Annotated in this window: 18 protein-coding genes and 1 other RNA gene; 5 read left to right on the top strand and 14 right to left on the bottom strand. The window is 73.9% G+C overall.

Going from position 1 to position 16,717, the window contains the following annotated elements:
* Positions 1-126: 126 nt before the first annotated feature.
* Entirely contained in the window at positions 127-417 is a 291-nt protein-coding gene (locus AB0898_RS19580; RefSeq protein ID WP_026248484.1) for a hypothetical protein, read from the bottom strand.
* A gap of 149 nt (positions 418-566) precedes the next feature.
* On the opposite strand from AB0898_RS19580, the gene AB0898_RS19575 reads away from it, so the two are divergent.
* Complete coding sequence (locus AB0898_RS19575) at positions 567-1,112, top strand: hypothetical protein (protein ID WP_018545384.1); 546 nt, start codon at positions 567-569, stop codon at positions 1,110-1,112.
* An 82-nt stretch (positions 1,113-1,194) separates the two neighbouring features.
* On the opposite strand, the gene AB0898_RS19570 is transcribed toward AB0898_RS19575, so the two are convergent.
* The 8 genes from AB0898_RS19570 to AB0898_RS19535 all read right to left on the bottom strand — a co-directional run bounded on the left by AB0898_RS19570 (position 1,195) and on the right by AB0898_RS19535 (position 9,358).
* On the bottom strand, positions 1,195-1,977 hold the full coding sequence (locus AB0898_RS19570) for a hypothetical protein (protein WP_366804197.1): 783 nt from the start codon (positions 1,975-1,977) through the stop codon (positions 1,195-1,197).
* A gap of 83 nt (positions 1,978-2,060) precedes the next feature.
* On the bottom strand, positions 2,061-2,969 hold the full coding sequence (locus tag AB0898_RS19565; RefSeq protein ID WP_366804196.1) for an N-acetylmuramoyl-L-alanine amidase: 909 nt from the start codon (positions 2,967-2,969) through the stop codon (positions 2,061-2,063).
* Between the two features lie 57 nt (positions 2,970-3,026).
* Positions 3,027-3,674: a class I SAM-dependent methyltransferase gene (locus tag AB0898_RS19560; protein ID WP_366804195.1), complete on the bottom strand. Its 648-nt coding sequence runs from the start codon at positions 3,672-3,674 to the stop codon at positions 3,027-3,029.
* 101 nt (positions 3,675-3,775) lie between these two features.
* Positions 3,776-5,521, bottom strand: coding sequence for an MFS transporter (locus AB0898_RS19555; protein WP_366804194.1), 1,746 nt, complete (start codon positions 5,519-5,521; stop codon positions 3,776-3,778).
* Between the two features lie 139 nt (positions 5,522-5,660).
* The gene (locus AB0898_RS19550) at positions 5,661-6,272 is read right to left on the bottom strand and encodes a response regulator transcription factor (RefSeq protein ID WP_366804193.1); all 612 of its coding nucleotides are present in this window, start codon (positions 6,270-6,272) and stop codon (positions 5,661-5,663) included.
* Between the two features lie 25 nt (positions 6,273-6,297).
* Complete coding sequence (locus AB0898_RS19545) at positions 6,298-7,566, bottom strand: histidine kinase (protein ID WP_366804192.1); 1,269 nt, start codon at positions 7,564-7,566, stop codon at positions 6,298-6,300.
* A 291-nt stretch (positions 7,567-7,857) separates the two neighbouring features.
* The gene (locus AB0898_RS19540; protein WP_366804191.1) at positions 7,858-8,052 is read right to left on the bottom strand and encodes a hypothetical protein; all 195 of its coding nucleotides are present in this window, start codon (positions 8,050-8,052) and stop codon (positions 7,858-7,860) included.
* 103 nt (positions 8,053-8,155) lie between these two features.
* Complete coding sequence (locus AB0898_RS19535) at positions 8,156-9,358, bottom strand: hypothetical protein (protein WP_366804190.1); 1,203 nt, start codon at positions 9,356-9,358, stop codon at positions 8,156-8,158.
* Between the two features lie 198 nt (positions 9,359-9,556).
* Between AB0898_RS19535 and AB0898_RS19530 the strand changes: the two genes are divergently transcribed.
* The 3 genes from AB0898_RS19530 to AB0898_RS19520 all read left to right on the top strand — a co-directional run bounded on the left by AB0898_RS19530 (position 9,557) and on the right by AB0898_RS19520 (position 12,658).
* The gene (locus AB0898_RS19530) at positions 9,557-10,423 is read left to right on the top strand and encodes a Nif3-like dinuclear metal center hexameric protein (protein WP_366804189.1); all 867 of its coding nucleotides are present in this window, start codon (positions 9,557-9,559) and stop codon (positions 10,421-10,423) included.
* Positions 10,420-11,163 carry a C4-type zinc ribbon domain-containing protein gene (locus tag AB0898_RS19525; RefSeq protein ID WP_366804297.1) on the top strand — a complete coding sequence of 248 codons (744 nt, stop codon included), beginning with the start codon at positions 10,420-10,422 and terminating at the stop codon, positions 11,161-11,163. Before AB0898_RS19530 ends, AB0898_RS19525 begins: the two co-directional genes overlap by 4 nt.
* A gap of 139 nt (positions 11,164-11,302) precedes the next feature.
* A complete protein-coding gene (locus AB0898_RS19520; protein ID WP_366804188.1) occupies positions 11,303-12,658 on the top strand; it encodes a bifunctional RNase H/acid phosphatase in 1,356 nt (451 codons plus the stop codon).
* On the opposite strand, the gene eda is transcribed toward AB0898_RS19520, so the two are convergent.
* Positions 12,630-13,280 (bottom strand): bifunctional 4-hydroxy-2-oxoglutarate aldolase/2-dehydro-3-deoxy-phosphogluconate aldolase, encoded by a 651-nt coding sequence (gene eda, locus AB0898_RS19515; protein ID WP_366804187.1) that lies wholly within the window; start codon positions 13,278-13,280, stop codon positions 12,630-12,632. The two genes, AB0898_RS19520 and eda, sit on opposite strands and share 29 nt — an antisense overlap.
* Before the next feature lie 64 nt (positions 13,281-13,344).
* Complete coding sequence (gene yaaA / locus AB0898_RS19510) at positions 13,345-14,127, bottom strand: peroxide stress protein YaaA (protein ID WP_366804186.1); 783 nt, start codon at positions 14,125-14,127, stop codon at positions 13,345-13,347.
* Positions 14,128-14,322: 195 nt separating this feature from the next.
* Between yaaA and rnpB the strand changes: the two genes are divergently transcribed.
* An RNA gene (gene rnpB / locus AB0898_RS19505) (RNase P RNA component class A) lies at positions 14,323-14,724 on the top strand.
* Between the two features lie 282 nt (positions 14,725-15,006).
* Here the strand turns inward: rnpB and AB0898_RS19500 are convergent.
* From AB0898_RS19500 to AB0898_RS19490, 3 genes are read right to left on the bottom strand one after another with little or no spacing between them, the layout of a single operon-like run.
* Positions 15,007-15,768, bottom strand: coding sequence for a hypothetical protein (locus AB0898_RS19500; protein ID WP_366804185.1), 762 nt, complete (start codon positions 15,766-15,768; stop codon positions 15,007-15,009).
* The gene (gene cutA / locus AB0898_RS19495; RefSeq protein WP_366804184.1) at positions 15,765-16,088 is read right to left on the bottom strand and encodes a divalent-cation tolerance protein CutA; all 324 of its coding nucleotides are present in this window, start codon (positions 16,086-16,088) and stop codon (positions 15,765-15,767) included. The genes AB0898_RS19500 and cutA overlap by 4 nt, the downstream gene beginning before the upstream one ends.
* Positions 16,089-16,143: 55 nt before the next feature.
* Positions 16,144-16,689: a DoxX family protein gene (locus AB0898_RS19490; protein ID WP_366804183.1), complete on the bottom strand. Its 546-nt coding sequence runs from the start codon at positions 16,687-16,689 to the stop codon at positions 16,144-16,146.
* Between the last annotated feature and the right edge of the window lie 28 nt (positions 16,690-16,717).

The raw sequence follows: 16,717 nt of genomic DNA, 5'->3' as shown, positions 1-16,717 counted from the left end.
GTCTCTCGGCCGAAGGTCTTTCCGCCGGAGCCGAACGCCGCGCCGGGCTGCCGCGCGGGAACAGCGCGCGCACGGCGCGGTGGCCGTCCCGCGCGGGCGACGTACGCCGAGCCGCCCGGCAGGGACTCAGTGCCGGTGCAGGCGGCCCGCTATCGCGTGGCCGACGAAGAGGTAGACCACGGCGGCCAGGCCGTAGCCGCAGACCACCCGGGCCCACGCCTCGTCGAAGGTGAACAGGTCGTGGGACCACCCGGCGAGCCAGGCGGCCGCGTCATGGACGAACTCCACCAGGTCGTTGGCCCGGTTGGCGTCCAGCAGGTACATCAGAATCCACAGGCCGATGATTCCGGCCATCACGTCGGCGATCACGGCTATCACCGTGCCCGCCTCGTTCCCGCCTCTGCGATATCTCGACATGGAATCCGGATTGCCGCTGCGCGCCCCGTGAAACGCCCGGGAATCCGGTCCCGGTTCCCGTACGGCGTCGTCCGGCTGGCGGGGCGCCCGGCGCCGGGTGAGGCTGCCCATGGAAGCAGCCGCTCGGGGAGATACGTCCGGAGGACCGCGTGCCCGTTCCGATACGGCGCCTGTTCGTGGCGCTCATGGTGTCCTGCGTGCTGATGGCCGGTACCGCCGGCTGCGGCGGGGACGATTCCAGCAAGCAGCAGTCCAGCGCGTCCTCGCCCAGCCCCAGCACGTCCGCCGAGAAACAGAAGTTCGCCAAGACCCGGTTCGTGGCGAACGCCGGGCTCGCCGCCGGGGCCACCTACCAGTGGATCGTGAAGCCCTGGAAGGCGGGCAAGTTCAAGAAGGGCGCCGACGGCCGCAAGGTCGCCCTCGTCAAGGCCGGTCTCGCCGGGGCCTTCGCCTACAACCGGCTCAAGGCCGCGCAGAAGAACGCCCAGGGCGACCCCACCCTCGCGAAGGCGCTCGCCCCGCTCACCGCGGGCATCGACGCGCTCAAGGACCTGCCGTCCAAGCTGCGCAACGGCGATACGAACGCGGCCAGTTCCTTCGACCAGATCATCGGCCAGGTCAAGGACGCGGGCCAGAGCGCGGGCGCACCGGTCAAGGACCAGGTGCCCTCCACCTCCGACCTCAACAAGGGCTAGCCGCCCAACGCGGGCCGCCATGGCCGGACATGACGAAGGCCCCCCGCCCGTGAAGGGCGAGGGGCCTGGCATGCGAAGGCCGTTAGCTGCCGCGCTGGATGCCCGTCGTGTCCTGGAGGACGCCCCGGCGCCCGTCCTGCGTCTGCGCCACCAGCGCCGCACCGCGCTGCTCGACCGCCAAGTACCAGGTACCCGGCGCCAGTTCGGCCACCGGAGAGGGTGCGCCGTCCTCCGAGAACAGCGGCCGGGCCACCGGCACCGCGAACCAGAACGGCGAGAACTCCGCCGCCGCCGGCTGCTGCGCGTACGGCTGCTGCGGCTGCGCCGCGAACGGCTGCTGCTGGGCACCCGGGTAGCCGTAACCGGCGGGCGGCTGGGCACCGTAGGGCTGCGGGGTGACCGGCTTCGGGGCCGGGATCAGCGCGCCCTGCAGGGCCGGGACCAGCGGGGTGGCGACGGCGGCCGCCGCCATGATCAGCGTCGCGACGAAGGCGAGCACCAGGCCCGTGCCCGCGCCCAGCTTGCTGTCGGCGGAACCGCTGTTCAGACCGCCGAGCGGGTCGATGAGGTTGCCCAGCCCGCTCCACGCGGCGAACACCGCGAACGCGACGCCGAAGGAGCCGAGTTCGAGCCCGGCGACCTTGAGCGGCTGCGGCAGCGCGCGGGCCGCGACGACGAGCCCCGCCGCGATCAGCCCCGCCAGCACGACGCTCAGCAGAACCGGTCCGTTCTCCCAGAGGTTCGGCACGTCGATGCCGTCCACCGAACCGTCGTACGAGTAGTTGTCGAAGAACGACGCGATGAACAGCAACACCGCTGCTCCGATCACCACGCCGTCGCCTCTAGTGAGGGAGCGGATATTCACTTCAGGTCCTTCGTAGGTCGTCTCGTCGTCGGTAGACAGTACCGTCCGCGTTGTCCGGCTGTCCGGCCTCTTCCACGTGCCGGTCACGACTCGCGCAGGAAACTCACGATTCCCTCAGAGATCCCTTGCGCGGCTTTCTGCCGCCAGGCGGCACTGGTCAGCTCGGCCGCGTCGGTGGCGTCGCGCATGTTGCCGCACTCGATGAAGACCTTGGGAACCGTGGACAGGTTGAGTCCGCCGAGGTCGGTCCGCGTCACCAGACCGGTGCCGTGGCCCAGGTAGTTGGAGAACGGCTCACCGGTCGTGTGCCGGTAGCCGGCGGCCACCCGCTTGCCGAGGTCGCGGGAGGGGCCGGTGATGGGGCGGGTGTCCGCGCCGCCCGCGTGCACGGCGCCGGGCAGGATGACGTGGAAGCCCCGGTTGCCCGGCGCGGAGCCGTCGGCGTGGATGGACAGCGCCGCGTCCGCGTGCGCCTTGTTGCCGATCTCGGCCCGCTCGTCCACGCACGGCCCCCAGGCCGGCCCGTCCTCGTCGTGCGTGAACTTCACGGTCGCGCCCTGCTTCTCCAGCAGCGCGCGCACCCGGTGGGACACGTCCAGCGTGAACTTGGCCTCCGGATAACCGGCGTTGGTCTCCGTCCCCGTGGTGTCGCACTCCTTGCGGCCGTTGCCGACGTTCACCTGGCGTGCGATCTCGGAGGTGTGCCGGAAGTTGCCCGGGTTGTGCCCCGGGTCGATGACCACCACCTTGCCCTTGAGGGGCCGGGCGGCGGCGGACGGCGAGGCGCCCTTGCCGTCGCCGGAGCCGGGGGCGGCGGCCGAGGGCGACGCCGTGCCCGTGGCGTGCGCGTCTCCGCCGGAGCGGCCGAGGTGCGCGTAGGCCGCCCAGCCGAGCAGCGCCACCGGCACCAGCGCGGCCAGGGTCACGGTCAGCGGACGGCGCCGGGAGCGGCGGGGCGTGGGGGGTTCGAATTCCGGTCCTGCGTACGACACGCCTGCCACCCTAACGAAACACCGGACCGCCCCCGACCCCGCCTACCTGACGGACCGTCAGATACCGGTCCCCGTACGCCTCAGCACCCGCAGCGAGCCCGTCACCGCGACCTCCGTGAACGCCCCGGACTCCAGCGCCCGCAGATACACCCGGTACGGCGCCTGCCCGGTGAACTCGTCCTCCGGCTCCGGGAACACGTCGTGCACGACCAGCAGCCCGCCCTCGGCGACATGCGGGGCCCAGCCCTCGTAGTCGGCCGTCGCGTGCTCGTCGGTGTGGCCGCCGTCCACGAAGACCAGGCCGAGCGGCTTCCCCCACAGGGCGGCGATCTGCGGGGACCGGCCGACCAGGGCGACGACGTGGTCCTCCAGGCCCGCCCCGTACAGGGTCCGGCGGAAGGTGGGCAGGGTGTCCATGAGCCCGATCTCGGGGTCGACCGTCTCGGGGTCGTGGTAGTCCCAGCCCGGCTGCTGCTCCTCGCTGCCCCGGTGGTGGTCGACGGTCAGCGCGAGGGTGCCGCTCTCCCGGGCCGCGTCCGCGAGCAGCACCGTCGAGCGCCCGCAGTACGTGCCCACCTCAAGGAGCGGCAGTCCGAGGCGCCCCGCCTCCAGCGCGGCCGCGTACAGCGCGAGCCCCTCGTCCACGGGCATGAAGCCCTTCGCCGCCTCGAACGCGGCCATGATCTCGGGCTTCGGTGCGGACATCGGGTTCCTCCCGGTCGTACGGCTGATCAGGCGCCCATGCTGCCGCACCCCCCGCCGGAGGCCGGCGGGGGGTGCGGTGCGGGGGAATCTCACGGGGGAGGTCAGGCGCTGACGGTCTCTCCCGGCAGTGCCAGGTCCAGCTCCACGGCCAGCTCGTCCCCGGAGTGCGTCGCCGAGGAGGCCAGCGGGCCGTGTCCGGCGGCCTTGGCGGCCAGGACGTAGGCGCCTCCGGCCGGGACCGCGAGGGCGTAGTCGCCGTCGGGGCCGGAGAGCGTGGCCCCGGCCTGGCGGCCCCGGCGGTCGATCAGGGTGACCTTGGCGCGGGCGACCGGAGCGCCGTCCGCGTCCAGCACCCGGCCGGTGAAGCCGCGCAGCACCGCGCGCGCGTGCTCCAGGTTCGCGTCCTCCTCGCTGCTGGCCCGCAGCTGGGTGTGCCGCTCGGCCGGGCGCGGGGTGCGCGGCAGGAAGAACGCGAGCGTGAGGCCCACCAGGACGGCGGCCGTGGCGATCAGGAACGACACCCGGAAGCCGTGCATGGTCGGGATGGCGAGCCCGCCGCCGACCGGCTGCGCGGTGTTGGCGAGCACCATGCCGATGACCGCGCTGGAGACCGAGGTGCCGATGGACCGCATCAGGGTGTTGAGGCCGTTGGCCGCGCCCGTCTCCGAGGCCGGGACCGCGCCCACGATCAGCGCGGGCAGCGAGGAGTAGGCGAGGCCGATGCCCGCGCCGAGCACCACCGAGGTGATGATCGTCTGCCAGGCGGCGTGCATCAGGCCGAGGCCGCCCGCGTAGCCGACGGCGATGACCAGCAGACCGATGATCAGGGTCGTGCGCGGGCCGTACCGCGCGGACAGCCGGGCGTACACCGGCGCGGTGAACATCATCGTCAGGCCCAGCGGCGCCACGCACAGACCCGCGACCACCATGGACCGGCCGAGGCCGTACCCGGTGGCGGTGGGCAGCTGGAGCAGCTGGGGCAGGACGAGGGAGACGACGTAGAAGCTGACGCCGACCATGATCGAGGCCAGGTTGGTCAGCAGCACCTCGCGGCGGGCGGTGGTGCGCAGGTCGACCAGCGGTGCCGCGGTGCGCAGCTCGTACACGCCCCACAGCAGCAGCACGGCGAGAGCCGCGCCGAACAGGCCGAGCGTGGTGCCCGACGACCAGCCCCAGTCGCTGCCCTTGGTGATCGGCAGCAGGAGCAGCACCAGACCCGCGGACAGGCCGAGCGCGCCGAGCAGGTCGAAGGAGCCCCGGGCGCGTGCCGGGGACTCGGGTACGACGAGCAGGGTGAGGACGATGGCGAGCGCGCCGAGCCCTGCCGCGCCGTAGAACAGGGCGTGCCAGTCGGTGTGCTGGGCCACCAGGGCGGCGGCGGGCAGCGCGAGACCGCCGCCGACGCCGATCGAGGAGCTCATCAGGGCCATGGCCGAGCCGAGCTTCTCGCGCGGCAGCATGTCCCGCATCAGGCCGATGCCGAGCGGTATCGCGCCCATGGCGAAGCCCTGGAGCGTACGGCCGACGATCATGACGAGGAGCTGGCTGGTCAGCGCGCTGACCAGGGCGCCCGCCACCATCACGGCGAGGCTCAGGATCAGCATCCGGCGCTTGCCGTAGAGGTCGCCGAGGCGGCCCATGATCGGGGTGGCCACGGCGCCGGAGAGCAGGGTCGAGGTCAGTACCCAGGTGGCGTTGCTCGGCTCGGTGCCGAGCAGCTGCGGCAGGTCCTTGATGACCGGCACGAGCAGGGTCTGCATCACCGCGACCACGATGCCCGCGAAGGCGAGCACCGGGACCAGGGCTCCGCCGGCCCTCGGGATGGGGCGATCGGTCGTGTGGGGCATTGAGTGAGGTTCCTCCCGCGTGAATGAATCACCGGGAGCAACGTCGTATGCACGGGCAACTATTCCGTTGCTTCGGGCCTCTAATGAATCCTTGACCGATCCATGGGTTACTGATCCGGAGTCAGGCGCCCGGCCCCGGTCACAGCCAGCCCTGCTGCCGCGCCTCCCGCACCGCCTCCGCGCGGTTGCGGGTACCGGTCTTGCCGATCGCGGCCGAGAGATAGTTGCGCACCGTCGACTCCGACAGATGCAGCCGTACGGCGATGTCGGCCACCGTCGCCCCGTCCACCGCCGCCCGCAGCGCCTCCCGCTCGCGCGCCGTCAGCGGATTCGGTCCCGCGCTCAGCGCGGCCGCCGCGAGCGCCGGGTCCACCACGGTCTCCCCGGCCAGCACCCGCCGTACCGCCCGCGCCAGCTCCTCCACGGGGCCGTCCTTCACCAGGAAGCCCGCCGCGCCCGCCTCCATGGCCCGGCGCAGATAGCCCGGCCGGCCGAAGGTGGTCAGGATCAGCACCCGGCAGTCCGGGACCTCGGTCCGCAGCTCCGCCGCCGCGTCCAGGCCGCTCATCCCGGGCAGCTCGATGTCCAGCAGGGCCACGTCCGGGCGGTGCTCCAGCGCGGCCGGCACGATCGCGTCCCCGGTCCCCACCTGCGCGACCACCTCGATGTCGTCCTCCAGACCGAGCAGGAGCGCGAGGGCGCCGCGCATCATGCCCTGGTCCTCGGCCAGCAGTACGCGGATGTTCGTCACCGGGTCAGCGTAGTGGCGGCGGGGCTCAGCGCTCCGCCGGAGAGGCCACCGCGTACGGATCGGCCGGTTCCGCCGGGAGTTCCGCCGTCACCGTGAAGCCGCCCTGGGGCGCCGGGCCCGCCGTCAGGGTGCCGTTCGCCGCCGCGAGGCGCTCGGTCAGGCCCGTCAGCCCCGTACCGCCGATGCCGCCGGACTGGCGGGGGAGAGGGGTGCCCGTGCCGTCGTCCGTCACGGTGAGCCGGACCCGCTCGGCGGAGCCCTCGATGGTGATCTCGCAGCGGCGCGCGTCGCTGTGCCGGACCACGTTCGTCACCGCCTCGCGCACCACCCAGCCGAGCAGCGCCTCGGTCTGCGGGGCGAGCGGCGCGCCCGACTGCCGTACGACCGGCTCCACGCTCGCCGCCGCCAGCGCCGAGCGGGCCCGGGTCAGCTCGGTGGCCAGACTGCCCTGCCGGTAGCCGGTCACCGCCTCGCGGATCTCGGTCAGCGCCTGCCGCCCGACCGACTCGATGTCCCCGATCTGCGCGAGCGCCGCGTCCAGGTCCCGCCCGGCCAGACGCCGGGCCGCCTCCGACTTCACCACGATCACCGAGAGCGTGTGCCCGAGGAGGTCGTGCAGGTCGCGGGAGAAGCGCAGCCGCTCCTTCTCCACGGCCTGGCGGGCGAGTTCCTCGCGCGCGGCGCGGAGCTGCCGTACGGCCTCGGACAGGCTCAGGATCGCGGCCGTCACCATGCAGGACAGGAAGGTGCCGTACCCGATGCTCGGCGCGTTCGACCACTCGCCGCTGACCCCGGTGAGCACCGCCGCGTACGCCGCGAGCGGCACCCCCACCCGGCCGAGCAGCCGGCCGCGCAGGGTGGCGCCGGCGGCGAGGCCGAGCAGCGGGAAGAACATCAGCCAGCTGCCGCCGTAGCCGAGCGCCAGGGCGGTGGTCAGTACGCCCATCAGCACGAGTGCGGTCCGGGTGGAGAGCGACTCGCGCTTGGCGCGGTCGAAGGCGCGGAAGGTGACGTAGATGTAGAGGGAGTTGAAGGTGAGCAGGCCCAGGCCGCCGATCAGCGGGTTCGAGGCGTGGCCCTGGAGCAGGTTGGAGAAGGAGCCGAGGCCGAGGAGCAGCCAGGGGAGCAGCGCGAATCCGGTGGGCGGCGGACCCACGCGCTCCTCCGCCGGGATCTCACCCTTCGCGTCGGCGGCCTTCCGTACGGCCTTGGCGCGGGCCATGTCCGCCCGCCACTGCCGCCGCGCCGCACCCGCCGCGCGCAGCCCGCGCCGCGCCCGCGCCCACCATGACATGTCCGTGTTCCCCGCGTTTCCCGCCGCTGCCTCGTCCGTCCGTTCGACGGAGCGACGGTACAGGGTAGGAAATGAGCGCCTCTGTCCGCATCCGGCCGGTTCGGTGCCCCGCGTCTCTGTCATGCCTACGACGGTAGGAGCGGGGGCCTGCCGGGCGGCAGAGGCGGACGTACGGACTGTGGCGGTACGCGGGTACCGGGGGAGGGCGGGACGAATGTCACCGCTCCGAGGGGGTCCGGGTACGACGAAGGGCGGGGGTACGCATGCGTACCCCCGCCCTTCGTGGCCCGGTCAGGCCTGCGTCGACCCCTCGGCCCCCGTGCCCGGCCGGCGGTGGCGGCCGCGCGGGGCCGCCTCGCCGTCCTGGTGGGCCACCTGGCCCCGGTGCCTGCCGTGGCCGTCCGGCCCGGCCGCGGCCAGGTGCGGCTGCGGCCAGGCGGAGTCCGTGGCCGGCGAGGGCGCCTGCGACGTACTGGTCTCGGTCATCGGAACTGTTCACCCCGTCAACATGATCTTTTTTCGGCCGGGCGAGTCTAACCGGCAGGACAGGGGGAGAAACCAGGCGGCCACGCCGATCGGTGCCATTTGGTTACGAGTTGGCCACCGCTGAGGAGGCGAGGGGAGCCTTTTGCAGGGGAACCGGCCGGGTGGCCTCCGTTTCCTCAGGGGCCTCCTCCGGCTTCCCGTCGGCCCCCTCCACCGCCGGGACCGGGCCCCCCACCGCCAGCTCCGCCACTCCGCACGGCGTTTCCGCCGTCGCGTACGGCAGCCGCAGCACCCCCTCCGGCGTCCACAGCCCCGCCCCCGCGAGCCAGCCCTCCGGGGCCGGAAGATGCCGTACCCGGCGCTCGGCCGGGCGCCAGGTGCCGACCCAGGTGCCCAGCGGGCCGTCCACGCGCAGCGCGACCGCGCAGCTCTCCGGCATCAGTACCTGCCCCGGCTGGATCGCGAACGGCGTGACCGTGCAGTCCGGCAGCCGCAGTGAGCCGGGGAAACGCACCGGCAGTGTGCTGCCGAGCACACCCCAGCCCAAGCGTTCATGCCCCGGCGAGGGCGCGTCCGAGGCGATCACCAGCAGACCGCTGTCCGGGTCGGCGAGCAGCAGCCGGTCGTCGCTGTCCGGGGCGATCTGGAGCAGCGGTGTGACCGCGCCCCCGCCCCCGAGGTCCACCACCACCGTCTTCGTACGCCCGCCCAGCTCCCGGTCCACCGCGAGCATCCGCCCGGCGGTGTCCAGCCAGACCCCGCCCGAGCAGCGGCCCGGCAGCTCCGCCAGCCGCTCGGGTCCGGCCGCGCCGCCCGCCACCAGCCACACCGCCGTGGAGCGCGCGCCGACCGCGAGGGCGTAGGCGCGGGTGCCGCAGGGCGCCGGGGGCAGCAGGGTGAGCCGGGTCTCCGGCTCGGGGCACTCGACCGCGCCGAGCGGCAGCTCACCGGTGCCGGGGCCGGTCGGGTACAGCAGCGAGAAGGCGTGGTGCCGGTCCACCAGGCGGTGGATCAGCACCCGCCCGTCGCCCATCGGCTGCACCTGGGTGCCGGGCTCCTCCGGCTGGTTCCCGGGCAGCGGGACCGCGTACGGCTCCGGGCCGTCCAGCGTCCAGCGCTCGGGGAACCAGGACTCCCCGTCCACCGCGAGGCGGGCCGCGTACGCGCCGTCCGCCGTGATGGCGTACGGCGGCACGGGCGTCCCGGCCGCCGCCGGTACCGCCGGACGCGTACCCCGGGTCTCCGGATTCTCCGGATCACCGTCGTCCGCGCCGGCCGACGTGGTTTCGATCGCACAGGCCGTCATCGTTCGGTCACCTCCGGCGACGAAGCTAGTTTTCGTACGCACAGGCGGGGGGCCGGTGGCGCCAGGCTTCACACATACGGGTGGCGCAGAAGCGATTCCTCTGAGGAAGAGCGGCCCATGTGCTGCCCGGGTGGGTACGGGGGGAGTACGTCCGCCCGACCGGTACGGCCTCCCGGAACGGCCAGGTAGCCTTGGCACGTGCCCCGTCTGTCTGAAGTCATCGCCGCGCTGGAGTCCCTGTGGCCCCCGGAGCGGGCCGAGTCCTGGGACGCGGTCGGCACGGTCGCGGGCGACCCCGACCAGGAGGTCGGCCGGGTCCTGTTCGCCGTCGACCCCGTCCAGGAGGTCGTCGAGGAGGCCGTGAAGCTGGGTGCCGGACTGCTGGTCACCCACCATCCGCTCTATCTGCGCGGTACGACCACGGTCGCGGCCGACACCTTCAAGGGCCGCGTCGTGCACACCCTCATCAAGAACGATGTGGCCCTGCACGTCGCCCACACCAACGCCGACACCGCCGACCCCGGTGTCTCCGACGCGCTCGCCGGCGCCCTCGGCCTCCGTGTCACAGGCCCGCTCGTGCCCGACCCCACCGACCCGGAGGGCCGCCGGGGCCTGGGCCGGATCTGCGAGCTGGACCATCCGCTGACCGTCCGCGAGCTGGCCGCCCGCGCCGCCGCGCGGCTGCCCGCCACCCAGCAGGGCATCCGGGTGGCCGGCGACCCCGAGGCCGTCGTCCACCGGGTCGCCGTCAGCGGCGGCTCGGGCGACAGCCTCTTCGACCACGTGCGCGCGGCCGGAGTGGACGCGTTCCTCACCGCCGATCTGCGCCACCACCCGGCATCCGAGTTCGAGGCGTCCGTCGCCCACCGGCCGCTCGCGCTGCTCGACGCGGCGCACTGGGCCACCGAGTGGCCCTGGTGCGAGCTGGCCGCAGCCCAGCTCGACCAGATCTCCGACCGTCACGGCTGGGGCCTTCGGGTCCACGTCTCCAAGACGGTCACCGACCCCTGGACCGCCCACGCGGCGTCCATCACCACCACGAGTCCCCTGGGAGCCCCCAACTGAACGCCGCGCCCGCCGACCAGATCCGCCTTCTCGACGTCCAGGCCCTCGACGTCCGCCTCCAGCAGCTCGCGCACAAGCGGCGGTCGCTGCCCGAGCACGCCGAGATCGAGGCGCTGGGCAAGGACCTCACCCAGCTGCGCGACCTGCTGGTGGCCGCGCAGACCGAGGAGAGCGACTGCGCCCGCGAGCAGACCAAGGCCGAGCAGGACGTGGACCAGGTGCGCCAGCGCGCCGCCCGCGACCAGCAGCGCCTGGACTCCGGCGCCGTCACCTCGCCGAAGGACCTCTCCAGCCTCCAGCACGAGATCGCCTCGCTCGCCAAGCGCCAGGGCGACCTCGAGGAGGTCGTCCTGGAGGTCATGGAGCGCCGCGAGTCCGCGCAGGCCCGCGTGGCCGAACTGACCGAGCGGGTGTCCTCCGTCCAGGCCAAGACCGACGACGCCACCGCGCGCCGCGACGCCGCCTTCCAGGAGATCGACGCCGAGGCCGCCTCCGTCACCAAGGAGCGCGAGGTCGTCGCCGGGTCCGTCCCCGCCGACCTGCTCAAGCTGTACGACCGTCTGCGCACCCAGGGCGGCGGCATCGGCGCGGCCAAGCTGTACGCCCGCACCTGCCAGGGCTGCCGCCAGGAGCTCGCCATCACCGAGCTGAGCGAGATCCGCGCGGCCGCGCCGGACACGGTGGTCCGCTGCGAGAACTGCGCCCGCATCCTGGTGCGCACGTCCGAGTCGGGCCTGTAGGCCCTCCCCTCCGGACAGCGGGCGCGGCAACGGGAGTGCGCGGTGCGTGAGTTCATCGTGGAGGCGGACGGCGGGTCGCGGGGCGGGCCGGGGCCTGCCAGGTACGGGGTCGTCCGCGACGCGGCAACGGGAGTGCGCGGTGCGTGAGTTCATCGTCGAGGCCGACGGCGGGTCGCGGGGCAACCCCGGGCCCGCCGGGTACGGGGCCGTCGTCCGCGACGCTTCTACGGGGGAGACCCTGGCGGAGGCCGCCGAGTACCTCGGCACCGCCACCAACAACGTCGCCGAGTACCGCGGCCTCGTCGCCGGCCTCCACGCCGCCCACGCCCTGGACCCCGACGCCCGCGTCAGCGTCCGCATGGACTCCAAGCTCGTCGTCGAGCAGATGTCGGGCCGCTGGAAGATCAAACACCCCGACATGAAGCCGCTGGCGCTGGAGGCGGGGCGGATCTTCCCCCCGGGACAGGTCACGTACGCCTGGATGCCCCGGGCCGAGAACAAGCACGCCGACCGCCTGGCCAACGAGGCGATGGACGCGGGGGCGCGGGGGGAACAGTGGACTCCGTCGGCCGGGCGGGGTACGCGGGCTGCCGTGATCGAGCCTTCGGGCCCGCCCGGGGACGCGGTCGCGGGGGCGGCCCGGGCGCGGGAGGCGCTGAGGTCCGCTGCCGGGGCTGCCGGGGCTGCCGGGGCTGCCGGAGCCGACCGGGCCGACGGGCGCGCGGCGCGCGCTGTCGCCGAGGCCGGTCAGCCCGTCCAGGTACCGACGGCTCCGGCCGAACGGACCGTACCCGAGGCCGCCGGTGCCGTCGTCCGGGAGCCCACCACCGCCACCACCGCGCCCGGTTGGAGTGCTGCCCCCGATCTCGGCGCGCCGGCCACCTTCGTGCTGCTGCGGCACGGGGAGACCCCGCTCACCCCGCAGAAGCGGTTCTCCGGGAGCGGCGGTACCGACCCCTCGCTGTCCGAGGTGGGGCGGGAGCAGGCCGAGCGGGTCGCCGAGGCGCTCGCGCGGCGGGGGACGGTCCAGGCGGTCGTCGCCTCGCCGCTGGCCCGTACCCGGGAGACCGCCGGTGTCGTCGCGCGGCGGCTCGGGCTGGAGGTCGTCGTCGACGACGGGCTGCGCGAGACCGACTTCGGCGCCTGGGAGGGGCTGACCTTCGGCGAGGTACGGGAGCGGTACCCGGAGGACCTGAACGCCTGGCTGGCCGACCCCGCCGTACGCCCCACCGGCGACGGCGAGAGCTTCACCGAGACCGCCGAGCGGATCGAGGCCGCCCGCGCCCGGCTGGTCGCCGCCCACGCGGGCCGCACCGTTCTGCTGGTCACCCACGTCACGCCCATCAAGACCCTGCTCCGGCTCGCCCTCGGCGCCCCGCCGGAGTCCCTGTTCCGGATGGAACTGTCGGCCGCGTCCCTGTCGGCGGTGGCGTACTACCGCGACGGGAACGCGAGCGTACGGCTGTTCAACGACACGTCGCACCTGCGGCCCTGAGCCGGGCGGCGGTTCGCGCCAGCTCCTCCACCCGGTCCCAGTCCCGCGCCGCGACGGCGTCGCCGGGAACCATCCAACTGCCGCCCACGCAGCCCACGTTGGGCAGCGCGAGGTATTCGGCCGCGTTCGCCGTCCCGATCCCGCCCGTGGGGCAGAAGCGGGCCTGGGGCAACGGGCCCGCCAGGGAACGGAGATAGGCCGTACCGCCCGCCGCCTCCGCCGGGAAGAACTTCATCTCCCGTACGCCGCGCTCCAGTAGAGCCACCACCTCGGAGGCGGTGGAGACCCCGGGCAGGTACGGCAGCCCGGACGCGCTCATGGCGGCCAGCAGCCCGTCCGTCCAGCCGGGGCTGACCAGGAACCGCGCCCCCGCCGCCGCGCACTGCGCGACCTGACCCGGCGTGATGACGGTCCCCGCGCCCACCACCGCCTCCGGCACCTCGGCCGCGACGGCACGGATCACGTCCAGCGCGGCCGGGGTCCGCAGCGTCACCTCGATCGCGGGCAGCCCCCCGGCGACCAGCGCCCGCGCGAGCGGTACGGCGTCGGCGGGGTCGGACAGCACCACGACGGGCAGGACGGGCGCGAGGTCCAGCACGGAGGAGGCCACCGGTGAGGTCATGCCCGACATCGTGCCGAGCGGGATCAGCCTCCGCAACGGATGTTGCACATGCTGCAACGACCGGTCAGTGGACCTCGTCCACCAGCACGTCCAGCGCCCACGGCCTGCCGCCCTTGGCCGGTGCCTCCGCCTCCACCTCGTAGCCGAGGTCCCGCAGCGCGACGACCAGTTCGGCGGGGCCCGCGGGCGCGACTCCCTCGGACAGCAGGGCGCGTACGATCCGCCCCTTCGTCGCCTTGTTGAAGTGGCTGACCACCTTGCGGGTGGGCGCGTGCAGCACCCGTACGGTCGCGGTACGCGCCGCCAGCTCGCCCTTCGGCTTCCACGCGGCGGCGTACGCGGCCGAGCGCAGATCCAGGACCAGGCCGGTGCCGGCCGCCTCGGGCAGCGCCTCGGCCATCGGCGCCCGCCAGTGCGCGGCGAGGGCGCCGAGGGCGGGGAGCTTCACGCCCATCGAGCAGCGGTAGGAGGGGATGCGGTCGGTGACGCCGAGGGCGCCCCACAGACCGGAGAAGACCAGCAGCGAGCGGGCCGCGCGCCGCTTGGCGGCCGGGTCGAGGGAGGCGAGACCGAGGGCGTCGTAGAGGACCCCGGTGTAGATCTCCCCGGCGGGCCGGGCCCCCGCGGTGAGCAGCTCCGCGTTCTTCCCGACCTCCCCGCGCAGCCCCTCGCTCAGCCCCAGCACCTCGCGCGCCTTCTCCGCGTCCCCGGCGCACAGCTCGACCAGCTCGACCAGCACGGCCCGCCGCGCGGCGGTGAGCCCGGGCAGCGACAACGACTCCAGATCCAGCGGGGCCCCACGGCCCGAGGACGCCTTACCCTCCGAGGGCGGCAGCAGGACAAGCACGGGAACTCCTTCATCTCGCCTCCGCGCCAGCGTACGGGGCGTGCGCGCGGGGCGGCTCCACTCCCCGGCCCGGACCGGCGCCCGTACCCCGCTGCCGCTGCCCGGCGCCCGCGTCCCCGCCGGCAGGGGTCGGCGCCCGCACCCGCACCGGTCGGCCCCCGCCTCCGCGCCCGGTAGCATGGTCGGCACGGCAGACGAGCCGGGCGGACGGCCGCGTGGAGCCCTTACGGGCTTCCCGAGGAACGTCCGGACTCCACAGGGCAGGGTGGTGGCTAACGGCCACCCGAGGCGACTCGCGGGACAGTGCCACAGAAAACAGACCGCCGGGGACCTCGGTCCTCGGTAAGGGTGAAACGGTGGTGTAAGAGACCACCAGTGCCCAGGGTGACCTGGGCAGCTAGGTAAACCCCACCCGGAGCAAGGTCAAAAGGAGCGCCGTAGAACGCGCTCTGCGCGGACGATCGAGGGCTGCCCGCCCGAGTCCGCGGGTAGACCGCACGAGGCCGGCGGCAACGCCGGTCCTAGATGGATGGCCGTCTCCCGGCCGGCCGCGAGGCCGACCGGCGACAAAATCCGGCGTACAGCCCGACTCGTCTGCCGCCCCCTTTTTTCGGACGCGGCTTACACCCCGGGAGCCCGGCGCGGCTCACATCACGGGAACTCCGTCCCGCGGATAGACCGCCCGCCCCGCTTCCCTCGCTCGCACAGCCCCCTCGAACCGCCGCCGAACCCGCTCCCCGAGCCGGCCCCCGGCCTCCTCCGGGGCGACGAACGCGATCTCGGACAACTCGCCGTCACACGGCCGCAGCCCAGCCGCCCGGCCCTGGGTGCCTTCCGGAGACGGGCGAGCCGGAGATCCTTCCGCACCAGGTGACGCGTTCACATGAGGGGACGGTTGGCGGCCTCGTACTCGTCCGCGATGTGGAAGACGCTGGCGCAGCGTGGGCATTCGGCTCGGCCGAAGAGGTGGGTGAGTCCGTCGGCGAGCACAACGTGCCCGTCGCGGACGGCGGTCTCGTGCATCCGGCGGCCGGTGCCGGAAAGCTCTTCGGGGGAGGCCGGACGCAGGTCGCGGCGGTCCACGTCGCCCAGGTTCCAGTCCCGGATCGCCGAATAGCGGCCGTAGTCACCGATGGCGATCGTCACCTCCACGGCACAGTGGGGGCAGGGGACGGGGTAGAAGTCGTCCGAGAAGTCACCCAGGACCGCACTCCAGTGGTAGTGCCCCTCGGCCGCGAGCAAGTCGCGGAAGGCGGGCACGTAGGCGTCCGGCCGCGACCTCAGGTGCCGATCCAGCAACCCGCTGAACTCCGCGATCGTTTCGGCGCAGGCCGCCAGCAGCTCGTCGCAGCCGTGGCCGCCCGCCCCGCACCGGACGATCGCCCCGGCCAGCCCCCGCGCCCGCGCGCTCCCCGGCGCCAGCCGCACCAGACGCGGCAGCGCGGCGAAACTGGCGGGGAACACCAGGTCGCCCTCAAGGACCAGCCGGTGACCCAACTCGTCCCACGCCGCTGCATCGTCCTCCCGCTCGACCCGCGCCAGCAGCTCGGGCACGCGGTCGACATCCCCGTAGCAGTCGCGCCCATGAATCCCATGAGCATCGTCGCGCGACCCGGCGGACAGGTCCTGGGCCCCGCTCACCCCTCCGCCGTCTCCCCGCTCACCCACGCCAGATACGCCCCGCTGCCCCGCACGACGGGGGTCGCGATGATCTCCGGGGTGTCGTAGTCGTGCACGGTTTGGATGTACGTCTCCAGGGCCGCGTACCGCTCCGCGGTCGTCTTGAACAGGATCCGCCACTCCTGGTCCGAGCGGATCTCGCCCTCCCAGCGGTAGACGCTGGTGACGGGGCCGTCGATCTGGGCGCAGGCCGCGACGCGGGACTCCACCGCTCCGGTGGCGAGGGTGTGGGCCTTGTCGGGGGTGTCGGTGGTGGTGAGGACGGTCAGGTACTCGGCCACGGGCGGGTCTCCTTCGTACGGTGTCCGACGACCGTATCGGGGGCCCGGGGCGCGGTCACTCCTCGAACAGCATCTCCTGCTCCACCGTCACACTCTCCCGCAGCCGCTTGTTGCGGGCGCCGATCACCGCGGCCGTGGCGGCGGCGGTGGCGCCGAGGGCGGCCGGGACCATCCAGCCTCGGTCCAGGACGTGGCCGAGGAGGTGGTCGAGGGAGAGGCGGCCGGGGCCGGTGATGGCGAGGCCGGTGGCGGAGAGGCCGAGGCTGGCCGCGTACTCGTAGCCGCCGCCCTGGGCGAAGAAGCCGTTGGGGACGTGGACCGCCGCCGCCCCGGCCATCGCGCCGGCCGCCGCCGCGCCCGCCGCCGGGGTCGCGAGGCCGAGCGCGAGCAGGACGCCGCCGCCCGCCTCCGCGAGGCCCGCCATGGTCGCGCTGCGGCGGCCCGGCGCGAAGCCGACGGACTCCATGAACTGGCCCGTGCCCTCCAGACCGTGCCCGCCGAACCAGCCGAACAGCTTCTGCGCGCCGTGCGCGGCCAGCACCCCGCCCGTGCCGAGCCGGAGCAGCAGCAGGCCCACGTCGCGTCGGTCGTAACAGCCCATGATGACTCTCCTACGGGTTCCGCGTGGC

The sequence above is a fragment of the Streptomyces sp. NPDC005435 genome (assembly GCF_040703155.1).
GTDB lineage: Bacteria > Actinomycetota > Actinomycetes > Streptomycetales > Streptomycetaceae > Streptomyces.
The sequence above is the reverse complement of the archived record's forward strand: the minus strand, read 5'-3'. Positions and strand labels throughout refer to the sequence as shown.